The organism is Streptomyces silvisoli (assembly GCF_029269905.1).
Classification (GTDB): Bacteria; Actinomycetota; Actinomycetes; order Streptomycetales; family Streptomycetaceae; genus Streptantibioticus_A; species Streptantibioticus_A silvisoli_A.
Window position 1 is genome coordinate 49507 of record NZ_JARJBC010000025.1, and the last position, 15588, is coordinate 65094.

At 68.3% G+C, this 15588-nt stretch carries 11 protein-coding genes; 4 read left to right on the top strand and 7 right to left on the bottom strand.

Annotated elements, in window-relative coordinates; genetic code table 11:
- The first annotated feature begins 30 nt into the window (after positions 1 to 30).
- Together P3G67_RS29770 and P3G67_RS29775 are read left to right on the top strand one after the other, a co-directional pair.
- On the top strand, positions 31 to 831 hold the full coding sequence (locus P3G67_RS29770) for a sugar phosphate isomerase/epimerase family protein (protein WP_276096256.1): 801 nt from the start codon (positions 31 to 33) through the stop codon (positions 829 to 831).
- Between the two features lie 183 nt (positions 832 to 1014).
- Positions 1015 to 1644: a hypothetical protein gene (locus tag P3G67_RS29775; protein WP_276096257.1), complete on the top strand. Its 630-nt coding sequence runs from the start codon at positions 1015 to 1017 to the stop codon at positions 1642 to 1644.
- A gap of 20 nt (positions 1645 to 1664) precedes the next feature.
- On the opposite strand, the gene P3G67_RS29780 is transcribed toward P3G67_RS29775, so the two are convergent.
- The 5 genes from P3G67_RS29780 to P3G67_RS29800 form a co-directional block, all read right to left on the bottom strand.
- On the bottom strand, positions 1665 to 5570 hold the full coding sequence (locus P3G67_RS29780) for an ABC transporter ATP-binding protein (protein ID WP_276096258.1): 3906 nt from the start codon (positions 5568 to 5570) through the stop codon (positions 1665 to 1667).
- A 139-nt stretch (positions 5571 to 5709) separates the two neighbouring features.
- On the bottom strand, positions 5710 to 6495 hold the full coding sequence (locus P3G67_RS29785; protein WP_276096259.1) for a M48 family metallopeptidase: 786 nt from the start codon (positions 6493 to 6495) through the stop codon (positions 5710 to 5712).
- A gap of 5 nt (positions 6496 to 6500) precedes the next feature.
- The gene (locus tag P3G67_RS29790) at positions 6501 to 10070 is read right to left on the bottom strand and encodes a type I restriction endonuclease subunit R (RefSeq protein WP_276096260.1); all 3570 of its coding nucleotides are present in this window, start codon (positions 10068 to 10070) and stop codon (positions 6501 to 6503) included.
- 98 nt (positions 10071 to 10168) lie between these two features.
- Complete coding sequence (locus P3G67_RS29795) at positions 10169 to 10417, bottom strand: hypothetical protein (RefSeq protein ID WP_276096261.1); 249 nt, start codon at positions 10415 to 10417, stop codon at positions 10169 to 10171.
- The gene (locus P3G67_RS29800; RefSeq protein WP_276096262.1) at positions 10414 to 10614 is read right to left on the bottom strand and encodes a hypothetical protein; all 201 of its coding nucleotides are present in this window, start codon (positions 10612 to 10614) and stop codon (positions 10414 to 10416) included. Before P3G67_RS29800 ends, P3G67_RS29795 begins: the two co-directional genes overlap by 4 nt.
- Before the next feature lie 137 nt (positions 10615 to 10751).
- Here P3G67_RS29800 and P3G67_RS29805 point away from each other — a divergent pair, with 137 nt between their 5' ends.
- Together P3G67_RS29805 and P3G67_RS29810 are read left to right on the top strand one after the other, a co-directional pair.
- Positions 10752 to 11567: a helix-turn-helix domain-containing protein gene (locus tag P3G67_RS29805; RefSeq protein WP_276096263.1), complete on the top strand. Its 816-nt coding sequence runs from the start codon at positions 10752 to 10754 to the stop codon at positions 11565 to 11567.
- Positions 11564 to 11776 (top strand): DUF397 domain-containing protein, encoded by a 213-nt coding sequence (locus tag P3G67_RS29810; RefSeq protein ID WP_276096264.1) that lies wholly within the window; start codon positions 11564 to 11566, stop codon positions 11774 to 11776. The genes P3G67_RS29805 and P3G67_RS29810 overlap by 4 nt, the downstream gene beginning before the upstream one ends.
- Positions 11777 to 11794: 18 nt before the next feature.
- On the opposite strand, the gene P3G67_RS29815 is transcribed toward P3G67_RS29810, so the two are convergent.
- Positions 11795 to 12955 (bottom strand): restriction endonuclease subunit S, encoded by a 1161-nt coding sequence (locus P3G67_RS29815; protein WP_276096265.1) that lies wholly within the window; start codon positions 12953 to 12955, stop codon positions 11795 to 11797.
- Positions 12948 to 15515 carry a type I restriction-modification system subunit M gene (locus P3G67_RS29820; RefSeq protein WP_276096266.1) on the bottom strand — a complete coding sequence of 856 codons (2568 nt, stop codon included), beginning with the start codon at positions 15513 to 15515 and terminating at the stop codon, positions 12948 to 12950. The genes P3G67_RS29815 and P3G67_RS29820 overlap by 8 nt, the downstream gene beginning before the upstream one ends.
- Between the last annotated feature and the right edge of the window lie 73 nt (positions 15516 to 15588).

Genomic DNA, 15588 nt, shown 5'->3' on the forward strand with positions numbered 1-15588 from the left:
CGGCCGTGACCGCGCACTAGGGTCCGACCGGTGAAGATCGCATTCTCGACCCTCGGTGTGCCAGGGATGCCGGTGGCCCAGGTGGCCCAGCTCGCCGCCGACCACCGCTTCCACGGCGTGGAACTGCGCGCGCACCCCACCGAGGAGCCGGTGCACACCGGGCTCGCCCCCCGCCAACGCTCGGAAGTCAGACAGGAGTTCATCGACGCCGGGGTGGAGGTGCTGGGCATCGGCTCCTATGTGAAGGTGGCGGCGCCGGGCGAGGACGAGCCGGTGCTGACCGAGCTGCGGGACCATGTGGCGCTCGCCGCCGACCTCGGCGCACCGTACGTGCGGGTCTTCCCCGGCGCGGGCGAGTCCGCCCCGGCCGGCGCCGACGCCGTCGCGGCCCGGCGGCTGGCGGCCGTAGCCGCGTACGCGCTGGACCGGCAGGTGCGGATCCTGGTGGAGACGCATGACTCGCACCGCACCGCGGCCGATGTGGGGCGGATCCTGGGGCTGGTCGGTCACCGTGCGGTGGGTGCGCTGTGGGACGTGATGCACACCTGGCTGGGCGGCGAGCAGCCCTCCGCCTCCTATCCGGCGCTCGCGCCGCATCTGGGGTACGTCCAGGTCAAGGACATCGCCTCGGCCGGGGATCAGACACCGCTGCCACTCGGCCAGGGAGTCCTGCCGTTGACCGAGTGCGTGGAGGTGCTCAGCCGGGAGGGCTGGGACGGCTGGCTGTGCTGGGAGTACGAGAAGCGCTGGTTCCCGGCGGTGCCGGAGCTGCCGGGGCTGCTCGACGGGGCTCGACACCATCTGTGGCGGCTGCTGAACGAGTCGGCCTGACCGGGGCGTTGGCGAAGTAGCCGCTTCCGGGTTTGGGAGCTCGTGCCCCGCAAAGAGCCTGCTTCGCGTCAGCCCGACGGCAGTGACCCCGTACACGTTCGGGTGTGGATCACCATGCTGATACCACGTCAGCAAAGGAGTCGATGCGACGATATCTGGGAAGTCGTGCGAGTGGGGGTAACCATGCGGAATTCACCGCACCGGATCAGCCGTTACGGCCCGGTGCTACCGCTCGCGCTGCTGCTGGCCGGGTGTGCGCCCAGCCAGGGATTCACCGGCGCCAATGCGTACACCCCGCCGTCCGGCAGCCCCGCCAGCTCACCGAGCGCCGCGGTCTTCCTGGCCGTCGGGACCTGTGCGGCGCACGACCGGGTCGGCACCGGGGGCTCCTTCCACCAGGTCTCCTGCGGTGACCCGGCAGCGGTGGCGAAGGTGACCGTGCGCAGGGCCACGGGCTCCGCGGCGAACCCGGACTGTCCCGACACCACCGACTTCGTCCTCAGCGTCAGCGGCACCAGCGCCGCCCAGGCCTCGGCCTCCCCCGACGCACAGGGCTACGCCTGTCTGCGCGACCTGCGCCCGCCGCACCCGGGCGACCCCGGAATGGGCGGCGGCCCGAACACGATCGTCGGCGACTGCGTGTACACCGAGGGGCCCGACGAGGCCGAGGAGACCGCCTGTAGCGGCACGGGCAAGCATCCGCCCGGGTACAAGGTGATCGCCATCGTCAGCGCCCGCGCGGACTGCCCGCCTGCCACCTCGCTGTACGTGGGTGTACAGCACCACAAGGTGGGCTGCGCGCGGAAGTTGTGAGCCCCAGCGCGCGACCCCCGTTACACCACCGCGTGTTCGTCGGTGCCCGCGAAGGTGCGCCACAGCTGTGCGTACGTGCCGTCCTGGGCGAGCAGTTCGGCATGGGTGCCGTCCTCGACCACCCGGCCGTGGTCCAGCACCACCACCCGGTCGGCACGCGCGGCGGTGGTGAGCCGGTGGGCCACCACCAGCGTGGTGCGCCGCACCGCCAGTCGGTCGGCGGCGGCGTTGACCAGTGCCTCGGTGGCCAGGTCGAGGGCGGCGGTCGCCTCGTCGAGCAACAGCACGTCGGGGTCGACGAGTTCGGCCCGCGCCAGCGCCAGTAGTTGCCGCTGGCCGGCCGAGAGGTTGCGACCGCGTTCGCCCACCCGGTGCAGATAGCCGTCCGTGAACCCGGCGATCATGTCGTGCGCACCGACGGCCCGTGCCGCCGCCTCCACTTCGGCGTCACTCGCGTCCGGCCGCCCATAGGCGATGGCGTCCCGTACCGTTCCGGCGAACAGGTACGGTTCCTGGGGAACCACGCCCAACCGCCGCCGGTACCCGGTCAGGTCGAGTTCGCGCAGATCGGTGCCGTCCACCCGTACCGTGCCGCTGGTCGGGTCGTAGAACCGGGCGACGAGTTTGACCAGTGTCGACTTTCCCGCGCCCGTCTCGCCGACGAAGGCCACGGTCTGACCGGCCGGAATCCGCAACTCCACACCGGACAGGGCCGGTTCCGCGTCGCCATAGGCGAAGTGCACCTCCTCGAAGGCCACTTCACCGCGCAGCCCGTCCTCGGGCACCGGACGCGGACGCTCCGCGAGCGGTGTCGCGGTCGGCTCCCGCAGCAGCTCGCGGATCCGCCCCAGCGACACCGACGCCTGCTGGTAGCCGTCGAAGACCTGTGACAGCTGCTGGACGGGCGAGAAGAACAGGTCGATATAGAGCAGGTAGGCGACCAGCGCACCGGCGGTCAGCGTGTGGTCGTCGACCCGGGAGGCGCCGACGATCAGCACCAGAGCGGCGGCCACGCTGGACAGCAGCTGCACGAACGGGAAGTAGACGGAGATGTACCACTGACCGCGCACCCGCGCCTGCCGGTACTCCGCGCTGCGTTCGGCGAACCGCCGGGCGCCCGCCCGCTCGCCGCGGAACGCCTGCACGATCCGCAGCCCGGCCACATGCTCTTGTAGGTCGGCGTTGACGACGGCCACCTTGTCGCGGGCGAGGCCGTACGCCTTCACCGACTTGCGGCGGAACACGATCGTCGCCGCGATCAGCGGGGGCAGCGTGGCGAAGACCACGAGCGCCAGTTGCACGTCGAGGGCGAGCAGGGCGACGAGTATGCCGAAGAAGGTCAGCAGGCTGACGACCGCGGTGACCAGGCCGGTCTGCAGGAAGGTCGAGAGGGCGTCGACGTCGGTGGTCATCCGGGTCATCACGCGACCGGTCAACTCGCGTTCGTAGTAGTCGAGTCCGAGCCGCTGCAGATGGGCGAAGATCTTGATCCGCAGCGAGTACAGGACACGTTCGCCGGTACGGCCGGTCAGCTGCGTCTCGCCGATCTGCGCCGCCCACTGCGCCAGGACGATGACGAGGGCGAGGCCGGAGGCGGCCCATACGGCGCCCAGCGCGAGCCGCTCCACACCCTGGTCGATGCCGTGCCTGATCAGGATGGGCAGCAGCAGCCCGGCCAGCGCGTCGAGGGCGACCAGCGCCAGGCTGGCCAGCAGCGGTATTCGGAAGCCACGCAGCAGGGCGCGCAGCCCGAAGGCGTGATCGGCCTGACGGGCCCGCTGCTCGTCGATGTCGGGGGTGTCGTTGGCGGGCGGCAACGCCGCGACCCGCTCCAGGAGTTCGGGAGTGGCGGGCATTCCGGCGAGCGCGCCCGCCATGCCGGGTCCCGCGGCCACCGCGGTGGGCTGGGTGCCTCCCGCCGGGTTCTGGTCGTCCTTGGGCCTGCGCCACAGCTCCGGGGTGATGCCGTCCACCACGTGCCGTACGGCGCGGCGGGCGCCGTCGGCGAGCGCCGCCTGGGTGGGCGCCAGGCCGGTGGCCGCCTGGGCGGGCGCCAGGCCGGTGGCCGCCTGGGCGGGCGCCAGGCCGGTGGCCGCCGCCTCACCGTCGGTGAAACCCGACCGGCCGTCCATCGCCTCCGGCGCCCCGGACGCCCCCGCGGGGTCGGGCGTGCGGACGTCGGCCGCCAGTTCGTCGGGGTCGGTCAGCAGCCTGCGGTACAGCGCACAGCGCTCCTGGAGCTCCTCATGCGTGCCCACGTCGACCAGCCGGCCGTGGTCCAGCACCGCGATGCGGTCGGCCAGCCCCAGGGTGGAGCGCCGGTGGGCGATCAGCAGCGTGGTGCGGCCGCGCATCACCTCGTGCAGGGCGTCGTGGATCTCCGCCTCCACGCGGGCGTCCACGGCCGACGTGGCGTCGTCCAGCAGCAGCAGCCGCGGATCGGTTACCACCGCGCGGGCCAGGGCGACGCGCTGGCGCTGGCCGCCGGAGAGGGTCAGCCCCTGCTCGCCGACCACGGTGTCGTAGCCGTCCGGCAGTGCGGAGATGAACTCGTGCGCCTGGGCGGCACGGGTCGCGGCGAGCAACTGCTCCTCGGTGGCGTCCGGGTGGCCGTAGAGGATGTTGGCGCGGATCGAGTCGGAGAACAGGAAGCTGTCCTCCGGTACCAGGCCGATGGCCGCGCGCAGCGAGTCGAAGGTCAGCTCCCGCACATCGGTGCCGCCCACCCGTACCGCGCCGCCGGTCACGTCGTAGAAGCGCGGCAACAGCAGCGAGACGGTGGACTTGCCGGATCCGGACGCGCCGACCACGGCGACCGTCTCACCGGGCTCGATGCGCAGCGAGAAGTCCTTCAGCACCGGCCGCTCCGGATCGTAGCCGAAGGTCACGTTGTCGAACTCGACACTGGCGTCCGCGTCGGCGGGAAGTGCGTGCGCGCCCGGCGCCTCCTTGATGCGCGGTTCTGTGTCGATCAGCTGGTAAACCCGTTCCACGCCCGCGCGGGCCTGCTGGCCGACGGTGAGCATGACGGTCAGCATCCGTACCGGGCCGGTGAGTTGGGCGAGGTAGGTGGAGAAGGCGACGAACGTGCCCAAGCTGATCTGGTGGTTGACCGCCATCCAGCCGCCCAGCGCGAGCATCGCGACCTGCCCCAGCGCGGGCACCGCCTGGAGCGCCGGGGTGTAGCGGGCGTTGAGCCGTACGGTGCGCAGCCGGGCGGCGAACAGCGCGCGGCTGACGCCGCGCAGCTTCCGCTCCTCCTGCTCCTCCTGTCCGAAGCCCTTGACCACGCGGACGCCGGTGACCGCCCCGTCGACGACGCCCGCCACCGCGGCGGCCTGCCCCTGCGCGTACCAGGTGGCGGGGAACAGCCGGGTACGGCTGCGGTCGGCGAGGAACCACAGCGCCGGGGCGACGGCGAGCGCGATGACAGTCAGCAGCGGGGACAGCACCGCCATCACGACCAGGGACATCACGAACAACAGCACGTTGCCGATCATCATCGGCAACATGAACAGCATCCCCTGTATCAACTGCAGGTCGCTGGTGGCCCGTCCGACGACCTGCCCGGTGTCCAGTTCGTCCTGCCGGGCCCCGTCCAGCCGGGAGAGCGTCCGGAACATGGCGGTCCGCAGGTCGTGCTGGACGTCCAGGGCGAGCCGTCCACCGTAGAACCGGCGCATGAAGGTGAAGACGTAGACCGCGACCGCGGACAGCACCATCAGGCCCGCCCACGGCCCCATGGAGCGCGTGTGCCGGACGATCACGTCGTCGATGATCAGCCGGGGCAGCAGCGGAACCAGCGCCATGACGGCCATTCCGGCGAGCGACGCCCCCAGCGCCAGCAGAACGTTGCGCCTGTACCGCCAGCAATCGGCGGATATCCGCCGCAACCAACCCCGCTCACCGCGCCGCCTCGCCGCCACCCGGAACCTCCGTAGTCCGCTTCGCCACCGGTCACTGCAAACGTCGTGGCGTGCGGATTTCATCCTGCGGCAACAAACGGGGACGCGACACCGGGCGAAGGATCGAGGGCGGGTCGGACCAGGGACGTGCCACTCACGCCTAGGGCTGGGAGTCAACCTCACCGAGCCAGACCCGGCGGCCCAACTCGTCAAGCTCGTCCCTGCGCTCTTCGCACTCGGGGAGCGCCCGGCGCAACAGGCGCCAGTAGTCACGTCCATGCCCCGCGAGCACGATGTGGGCCAGCTCATGTGCGATCACATAGTCGACCAGGTGTGGGGGCAGCTGGAACACCGCCCAGTTCAGTGCCACAAGCCCGGGACGGCCGTCACCGGGGGTGTACGAGCCCCAGCGCAGCCCCATCTCCCGCACCTCCACCCGCGGCTTCGCGACATCAAGGCGTGCCGCCCACGGCTGAAGCCTGCCGAGCGCCCAGGACCGCCCGACACGCCGATACCAGCCGATGATCTCCAGGCGCCCCCGTCGAGGGTCGGCAGCCGCCGTCGAGTCCATGGTCAACCTGCCGGACACCAGCCGTACGGGCTCGCCGGGCGCGTCCACCAGCGCCAGCCGGTGGCTCCTTCCCAGGTAGCGGAAGATCTCACCGTCCACGAGTCGCCGGGCCGGGTGCAGCGGACGCAGCCGCTCCCGTAGCGCGAGCTTGCCTTCGATCCAGTGGCGGTGGTCGTGTACGAACCCCTCAGCGCGCTTGGTGGTGCAGCCAGCCGGAGCGTGCAGAGTGACTGAACCGTCCCGCTCCACGGTCAGCCCGAGCCTGCCTCGCCGGGCGCTGACGCGCACGTTCAGCGTCTGCCCGGCCGAGCGCAGGAACTGGCCGTCCACCAGACGGCGGGCGTAGACAGCGGACGATTCGGGCGCGGGAGACACGCCAACTATTGTGCCCGTCCCCGGCGGGTGAACCAGGACCGGTTGTCCTCCGCGAAGCCAGCCAGGAACTGTGACAGTTCCTGTAGCGGTGCGAAGTCCGCTTCCTTCGGCATCAGCCCGTCGTTGATCAGCTGATAGAAGATCTCTGCCGCAAGAGAGTGGACGTTCTCGCTCCGTCCCAGGTACGTCACCCTGCCGACCGTCTGGGTGATGACGTCGCACACTCCGACCGACAGCCGTCGCAGCAGCTCGGGATCAGGCGCGTCAAAGGCCGGGTGACCGCTCAGCCGGTCCTCAAGCTGGTTGTGCACCCGCTGCTCCATGACACTGAGACCTGCCAGACGTGGATCGTCCGCTTCTTCCCTGCGGGCTTCCTCGATGAGCTCTTGCAGCCGCTCGCACTGCTCCTCGAAGCGGCCGTGCAACTCGCGCAGTACGTCCTCCAGGGCCTTCGACAGTGAGGTGTACTTCGCGGGGTCCTCTCGCTTGACCCGCTCCTCCAGGTGGAAGCGGAGCGCGTGCCTCATCTCAGCCGCCGCCACGCGCGGCTCGGGAATGGCGCGTACGGCATCATCGAAAGCCTCGGAAGTGATCGAGACCGGTGGAATGACCTGCTCAATCTCGGGCATCTCCAGGTGCTCGGCGATCATCGCCCGCACCTTGCGGCCGTACCCGCGAAGCGTGAAGGTGCCGCCAGGCGCGTCCCGGTAGTGGCGGCGGAGGCGCTTTTGCAACAGCGCCCAGCGGCGGGCCGCGGGAATGTGAACCAGCGCGGCCTCGTGCGGCAGCACCCGCTCCACGGATCGCAGGAACTCGCCCAGCAACTCGTCGAAGGCGTAGCGGTCGCCCTCGTCGTGGAACGCGAACAGTGCCTCGGCGATCTCGCTGGGCCGGCCGGTGTCGCCGATGCCAAGGCGCGCCAGGAACGTCTCGACTTCCTCGGCCGCCCGCTTCATCTCGGGCACGTCGGATCTGACGTTGGGCACACTGCTGACCACGGGCGCGTCGTCCCGGTACCCGGCAAGAGTCTCGGCGAGGTTCTCGAACACCCCGTGGTAGTCGACCACGTAGCCGCCGCTCTTGGCGGGCGCTGGACGGTTGACGCGGGCGACCGCCTGGAGCAGTTCGGCGTCACGGATCGGGCGGTCCAGGTACAGCACCTGCTCGATCGGCGCGTCGAAGCCGGTCAGGAGCATCGACTTGACGATGAGGAACACGATGACGGGCTCCTCGCCCTCACCACCGCGGTTGACGGCACCGACCTGCCCCATGGGCGGGCTGCTCCACGGAAGCCCGGTGGGCCGGGATGGCGAAGCCGTGGTCACGGGGGCCGAACTTCCGGCCGCCGCCCAGGGGTTGTCCGGCGGCAACTGCGGGATGTCCTCCAGAAACCGCTCGATGTGCTTCGCCTGCCGTGCCTGGTCGGTCCACTCCAGCCAGCGCATCTCCTTCTTCTCCGCACCGGCCGAGATCACAGGTACGAAGTCGATCCGGCGCAGCACGTGCCGGTACTGCCAGGCCCGTAGCAGCAGCAGTTCGTCACGGTCCAGCTTCTCCGGGGCTCGCCCCCTCAGTGAATCCGGGTCGAATCCTTCGACACGCTGCAGCAGTTCGTCCCGAGCGTCCCGCAGTGCGTACCGGTAGCGCACGGCGGCCTCCCGGCTGACCGCCGCGACCTGGGCCTTGAAGCCGCCGGTGAGCACGGTCGTCACCCAGTGCTCCAGCATGTCGGCGGCCTTGGCCCGGATCATCGGTACGGACTCGGCGACATCCCGCTCAGTGGGCCTGCTCCACCGTCGGGCGAGCGCCGCCTGCTCCTGCGGGCTGCGGCGCCTGACCAGGTCGTCGAACTTGCGGTCCAGAGCGGCGCCTTCGCGTACCGCGCCCTCACCGGTACGGCCCTCGTACCGCACCCGGACGACGACGCCGTCCCGCTCCGCCTCGTCCATCCGGTACTCGTCCAGGAACCGCCCGCTCGGCTCGATACCGAAGATCCGCCCGGTGTCCTCCAGCCTGCCGCGCATGATCGGTGTACCGGTGAAACCGATACGCGCGGCGTTCGGTACGGCCTCGCGCAGGCAGGCGTGAAGTACGGAGGTGTGCGAGCGGTGTGCCTCGTCGATCAGGACGAGGATCCGGGTCGACTCGTTGCACCGCGGGAAGGTGGGCCGCGCGACGGCCTCAGGCCGCTCCTCCCCGGCCCGCAACTCCGACGCGAGATCACGGTCGTCGCCGTCCTCGTTCGCGTCCCTGGCGAAGGAGAAGCGCCCACCGCCGCCGTACTTCTGGATCATCGCGAAGACGACGCGACGGCCGCCGCCCCGCAGCAGCCCTTCGACCTGGGACTGTGTCTCCCCGATCTGCACCTCGCTGCCGCTGATCCTTACGGCGGCGGAGAGTTGGTCCTGCAACTGGGTGCGGTCCGTGACCACGACGATCGTGAACAGATTGAGCGCCGGGTCCTTGTGCATGTGCAGCCGTCGGGCGAGGAACGCCATGGTGAGGCTCTTGCCCGAGCCCTGCGTGTGCCAGATGACACCGCCGCGATCGTCCGTGTCGGGCCCTGGGTCGAGCCGGGTCCGGCCGGTGCGCAGCTTGCACAGGGCCTTCTCAACGGCGCGGAACTGCTGGTGTCGGCAGACCGTCTTGACCTCGCCGCCGTCCTTGAGCGGAAGCGCGAGGACGTAGTGGCGGACGATGTTGAGCAGGTTCGCCGGGCGCAGTACGACGCCGATCAGCTTCTGCTGCTCGGTCAGGGGTGGCGGGGCCTCGCCGTCAGGGGTGGGGCCGAGGAGTTTCGCCTGCCTCAACTCGTGGCGCAGCGTGCCCTCTTGCTCAGGCTCGATGCTGCGCCATGCGGCGAAGTGCTCCTCACTGGAGGAGATGGTGCCCAGGTGCGCGGTCTCCCCGGTGGCGGCGATGAGAAGTTGGACCGTCCTGAACAGGTCGGGGACACCGCAGGGGACATCCCGGGTGTCGCGCTCGTCGTAGTCGAGCGGTTCGCCGGTGTACGCGCGCAGATCCCGGATCGCCAGCCCGAGCGGGTCACTGCCGTGCGGGCTCTTGCACTCCACGACGGCGAGCGGAATGCCGTTGACGAACAGGACAAGGTCGAGGACGGACCTCTCCCCGCCCCGAGTGCGCACTTCCAGTTGGTCCACGACGAGGAAGTCATTGCGTTCGGTGATCAGCTCGGGCTCGTCATCGATCCGCCAGTCGATGTACTGGACGTGCGTCTCGTCATCGCCGTGGAGCGTCGGATGACCGGGGATCTGCGCGCCGTGCAGCAGCGTGTCGGTGGAAGCGAGATTGGCGCCGAGCAGTCCGCGCTCACCGGTGGAGACCGCGCCCAGTTGGCCGATGGCGCGGGCCGCGTTGGAGTCCGTCATCCAGGGCGAACCGTTGTGGAGGTTAACGCGCTTGAGGGCCTCGGTGAGCCGTTGGGTGAGTAATACGTCCTCGTACTCGCGCCGCTCCTGCTTCAGATCGGGCCCGTGGACGTGGGTCCAGCCCATCGCCTTCAGCTGCTCGACGAACGGCCGCTCCACCTCTTCCCGCTCGACCGCAACCACCATCGCCCGCGCCCCTCCGACCGATCCATCAGTCGGTCCATTGTGCGCGAGGGGGTACGGGACGCACACCCGGGGTCACGAAGTGGCCTGGGGCGCCTGCCTCATCGGGACAGGCGCCGCAGCGCCGCCGCTGTCTGCGCCTGGTCCTCCTGGCGCTCGGCCCGGCAACGGCGGCACTCGCACGGTGGGAACGCGAACGGGTTGAACTCCTGCGGCCTGTCCCCGACCCTCACTTCGGACGACGACACGTCAGTGACGAGGCCGCCGTGCGGATCGATGCGGTACACCCGCAACGTCATCCGGGGCGGTCCCTCGTGGTCGTCGTGGCCCTCGTGTCCGGAAACGCTCATCCGTGGTCCCGGATCCACGCCGCCAGCCGGTGGGCCTCCTTCGCCGACAGGCTGCCGAGCCGTACCTGCGGGACTCCGGTGAGGGGGAACTCGCCGTTTAGTGACGGCAGAACGAAGCCCACGAGCCTCAACGCGTCGGCCAGGTCCTCGGCCGCACGTTTGCCGATGCGAAGCGCGTCGTGGGGGGTGCTGTACATATGTGCGCCTTCCGTTGTCTCGGTCGCTGCGTGAGCGAGTTATGACTTTGTGTATCCAAAGGCTGACCGATCGGCGCTACGCTCGGCAGGGGCCGAGTAGTGACACAGCACTTGTCAAGGGGAGGGTCTGCGTAACTGTGGCCACTGAGCTGGAGGTTGACCTGGACTCGGCATCCTCGATGCTCACGTTCTACGGAGCGGAGCAGCGGCGGATCCGGACCGAGGCGAAGATGTCGCAGGCGCGGCTGGCGAAGCTGGTCTTCTGCACTCCGTCGCTCCTGTGCAAGATCGAGGCGGCGCAGAGGGTACCGAGCGAGGAACTGGCAGTGGCCACGGATGCGGCCCTGAACACGGGCGGCCACTTCGCACGCCTGTGGCCGCTGGTGATCAAGTACGCGTATCCGGCGTGGTTCCGACCGTTCGTGGAACTGGAGGAACAGGCGACGGCCATTCGGTCGTTCGAAAACCGGGTGGTGCCGGGCCTGCTTCAGACAGAGGAGTACGCGAGGGCGCTCTTCGCAGGAGGACGACCCGACAAGGTCGAGGAGTTGGTCGCGGCACGGCTAAACCGGCAGCGCGTCCTCACCGGGGACGCTCCGCCGCGCCTGTGGGCGATCATGGATGAAAACGCGCTCCGCGCGAACTTCGGCGGCCCGTCCGTCATGCACGCACAACTCGCGCGGCTGCTCCAGGCCTCGGAAATCCCCCGAATCGTTGTACAGGTGGTGCCTGCCAACGTACGTACTCACGCCGCCTACCACCCCTTCGCATGCCTATCGTTCACTGAAGGGTCGGACGTACTCTATGTTGACGGCTTCTGCCAAGGCGAACTCCGTGGCGAGCCCGCGACGTTGGCGACAGCTCACCACACCTATGATCTGTTGCGGGCCATCGCCTTGTCGCCCGACTCATCGATTGACCTCATCGTCAAAATCATGAAGGACCTGAAGTGATAACCAGCGAATCCAGCCCGCGGGGTGCCGCTTGGCGCAAGAGCAGTTACAGCTCCAACAACGGCGGCAACTGCGTAGAGGTCGCCGACGGGTTCCCCGGCGTGGTCCCCCTTCGCGACAGCAAGGACCCCGAAGGCCACACCCTACTCTTCTCCGCCGAGGCATGGACCGCCTTCATACGCGACGTGAAGGCTGGCCGCTACTCCTGACCAGAACTGATGACCTGTTCAGGCGAATCCGTTGATCCGTACACGTGCCGTCAACAGATCATCCGCAAGCCCTCGCTTGAGCTTTCGCAGTTTGAGGAGTTCCTCGGCGCCAGCAGAGCACTGAGAGTCAACGGCATCGAGCCGCCGAAGGAACTCCCGTTGCTCAGCCACATCAGCCACCGGAAAAGGACAACTCAGAACATCGCTTCGGTTGATGCTTGCTTGAGACACCGCGCTCTTGGCGCGGCGCAGAAAATGCGCCTTCACGGTCGCAGTGCCCAACCACGCCTCAGTAAATCCGGGCAGAGCTCTTTCTGGATTGAGCGTACATCGCATGACGTTCGACTCGAATACAGTTGGCTCGTTAAGCCTCGCAACCGCAGTGGACTTACCCACCAATTCAGGTGTGTTCACTCGGTTGATAAGGATGTCTCCCGACTGGATCCCATACTGACGGATTTCCCGCCCAGTCGCTGCGATTCGCAACAGGCCGCGAGTCAAGTCGGAGGGGCCTCCCTCAAAACTGTTGATGCGCACGATGGGTGTCCCCTCGGCGCCGTAGGCGGATCCAGGCTTATACAAGCCGTTCTTTGGCCCCGACGCCAGAACCTGGCCGAGTTCGGTCACTTCAAAGGCGGAAAGCTCTTCCAGGACTCCTGCACGTAGAGTTCTCAGCTTCTGCATCGAAGCTTCGATAGATCGCTCAGTCTCGGCCACGGCGTCGAGCACCTCGACGATTCGCCGTTGCTCAGGCATGGGCGGGGCAAACACACGCAGACACTTCAACCGAGACCAGGAAGTTCGCGGCATTTTAGTCCCCTCCGCAGTGCGGACCGCTTCGGCGACAACCCGCTCGGAGCGTAGGACCCATCCCGCGTAAGCCGGTTCGATACCTTCCCTGGCGCGGAGGACCATGATGTCCGTCGAGCAGTAGCCGTCGCGATCTGAGAGTACGCACTTTCTCAGGTTTGGGCGCAGCTTGCCGAAGAGTACGTCCCCCGGACGAAAAACACCGTTAGCGCTCACCGAGTCTTCGGGACTTCCCATTTCCGTCAGTGTCGAGCACCCTGGTTCAAGATGTTCCAGACCAACGTACGGCAAATCCCCATTCTTGCTGGCACTTACTACCTGCCGCGACTGAACCACGAGTTCATCCAAGGGGCGATATAGATCACGCATAGCCAAGCTCCCTCATGAACATGTCGAAGCGCTCAGCAGCCTCAGTCCGCCGCGCCTCAATGTCCCGCAGCGACACCGCGTACTTGTCGTCCCACACCCGCACCGCCGCGATCAACTCCCGCCGCCGCCGGGCGATATGCCCCTCCAGCTTGGCTGCCAGGTCATCCTTCAGCACCCCGAGTACGACCCGACGCTCCGCCTGCGCGTCGAGCGCCTCCCGGGCCCGGAACAAGCGCGGTGGCTCCTCGCCCAGTGTCGGCTGGCCTGCGGGAGGCCACGGATACCAGAAGTCCGCTTCCAACTGCTTGACGAGCGCGTTCGCCTTCGTGCGCTGCTTCTTCAGTTGGTCCAACTCGTCTTCGGTAAGCGCGGGTTCCGCTGATTCGGTCTCGGACTCGCCCTCGCCGTCAGCCTCGCCGCCTTCGGCGGCCTCTGCGGCCTCTGCGGCCTGCGCCGCCTTCCACTTCGCGTCCAGGTCCGCCTTGCGGGCGTCCGCCGCCGCGAGTTCCGCCAGGAACTCGGGGACGATCGCCGCGACCACCTTGTGGTCGTACGCCTGCCGCCGCTCGGCGCCCGAGCGCTTGCGCTCCTTGCCCGTACGCGGATCCGGCTCGGGTGCCAGCGCCGTCTGGACCGTTTCGACCCAGCCGTCGACCACACCGCCGAAGCCGTTCCCCGCCAGTGCCATCAGCTCGTACTTGGCCGCCTGCCACCAACCGGCAATCGCGCCGGACAGCGCGTAACGGTCGAGCAGGCCGATCCGGCCCAGTTCCGAGCCGAACGACTCCAGCAAATCAGCCCGCACCCGGACCAGTTGACCGCGCCGCTCCGAGGTGGTGCGGTCGTCGCCCTCCACCGGGGCAAGCGCTGCGATCGTTTCTGCCTCCTGCGACCACCACCGCTCGAAGGCATCGCGCAGCGCGGCCTCACGCGGCTCGGCCAGTTCGGCAAGGCGCGCGGCGTCAGCCCGCTCGGGCTCCATCGGAAACTGGAGGTAGTCCGAACCATCATCGGCGAAGAGCTCACCGATGCCGATCCCGTAGGAGTCCAGTAGCTCCTTCTTCGCCTCGACCTCGGCGCGCGGAACCCCGCCCTCCAGATGCGCCCGCACATCCTGCGGCTCAGGCGGCGGAGTGTTGTCCACGTACCGGCGGATGTTGAGGTTCCAGTCGTTCTCCTCCAGTTCCTCGCGGGTGACCATCCGTGCGAAGTCCGCGTCGGGGAACTCGTCCGCGTGGAAGGTTGAGACGATCTTTTCAACGTGCTCCGGCAGCAGCACGTTCTGCGCACGCTCAGCGTGGAACTCACGGTCGGCGTTGATGAACAGCACCTTGCCGTGCCGCTTGCGTACCTTCACCCCCGGCGCGCGCAGCACCAGCACGCACGCCGGGATGCCGGTCCCGTAGAAGAGGTTGGGCGCGAGGCCGATGACGGCCTCGATCAGGTCGTCCTTCAACAGCGCCGCCCGGATGTCCCGTTCCGCGCCGCCCCGGAAGAGCACGCCGTGCGGCATGACCGTGATGACGGTGCCGCCCCGCTTGCCGACCATGGCCAGCATGTGCTGGAGGAACATCAGGTCGGCCTTGCCGCGCTCCGATGTCCTGCCGTGCGGCATCCGCTGGTCCGCGTCCTTGATCTCCGCGAGCTTGTAGTCCATGGAGAACGGCGGGTTGCTGAGCACGAGATCGAAGTCGCCCACGGGGTGCAGCGGATGCGTGAGCGTGTCCCCGGTGCGCAGGTCGAAGTGCTGCACGCCGTGGAACAACATGTTCATGGTGGCCATGACCCAGGACCCGCTGTTGGCATCCTGTCCCGCCAGGTACAGGTTCTGGGACTCCCCGCCATGCTCGTCGACGTACTCCATGGCGTGGATGAGCATGCCGCCGGAGCCGACGCACGGGTCGTAGATCCGGGTGGACTGGCTCGGGCGGGCCAGCTCGACCATCATCCGCACAACCGAGCGCGGGGTGTAGAACTCGCCGCCCTTGCTGCCCGCCGAGTCCGCGAACTCCTTGATCAGGTACTCGTACGCCGCACCGATCATGTCGGGGAACTCGAAGTCCTCGCCCCTGAGCGACAGCCGGTCGAAGTGCTGGATCAGCGCTCTCAGCCGCTGGTCGGCCAGCTTGGCGGCGGACGCGCTGCCGCCACCGCCGCCGATCCGGCTGAACTTCACATGGTCGAAGAGGCCCTGGAGCCTGAGGTGCCCGTTCTTCGCCACGATTTCCCGCAACGCGGGTTGCAGGTACTGGTCATTGACCTCGTCCACCGCTCCGAGGAGGCGCTCCCAGCGGGCCTCTTCCGGGACGTAGAGGATGTTCCGTTTGGTGAAGGGGTCGGAGACCCTCACCAACGCCTCGGCCATCTCCTGCGGGAGGCCGTTCGCCAGTTCCTCATTAATGATCCGTTTGCGTGCGGCCTCGAACTCGTCGTTGGCACGCTTCAAAAACATCAGGACGAAGATGTAGTCCTTGTACTCGGCGGCATCCATCGTGCCGCGCAGAATGTCCGCCGCCGCGAAGAGGTGGCGTTCGAGCTGCGCGAGCGTGAGCTTGGCCACGTACGACTCCCTGTGCTCTTGTCCCGTGTGCACAGGAACTTTACGGCGATTCCGCCACCGGTAGAAACCGATC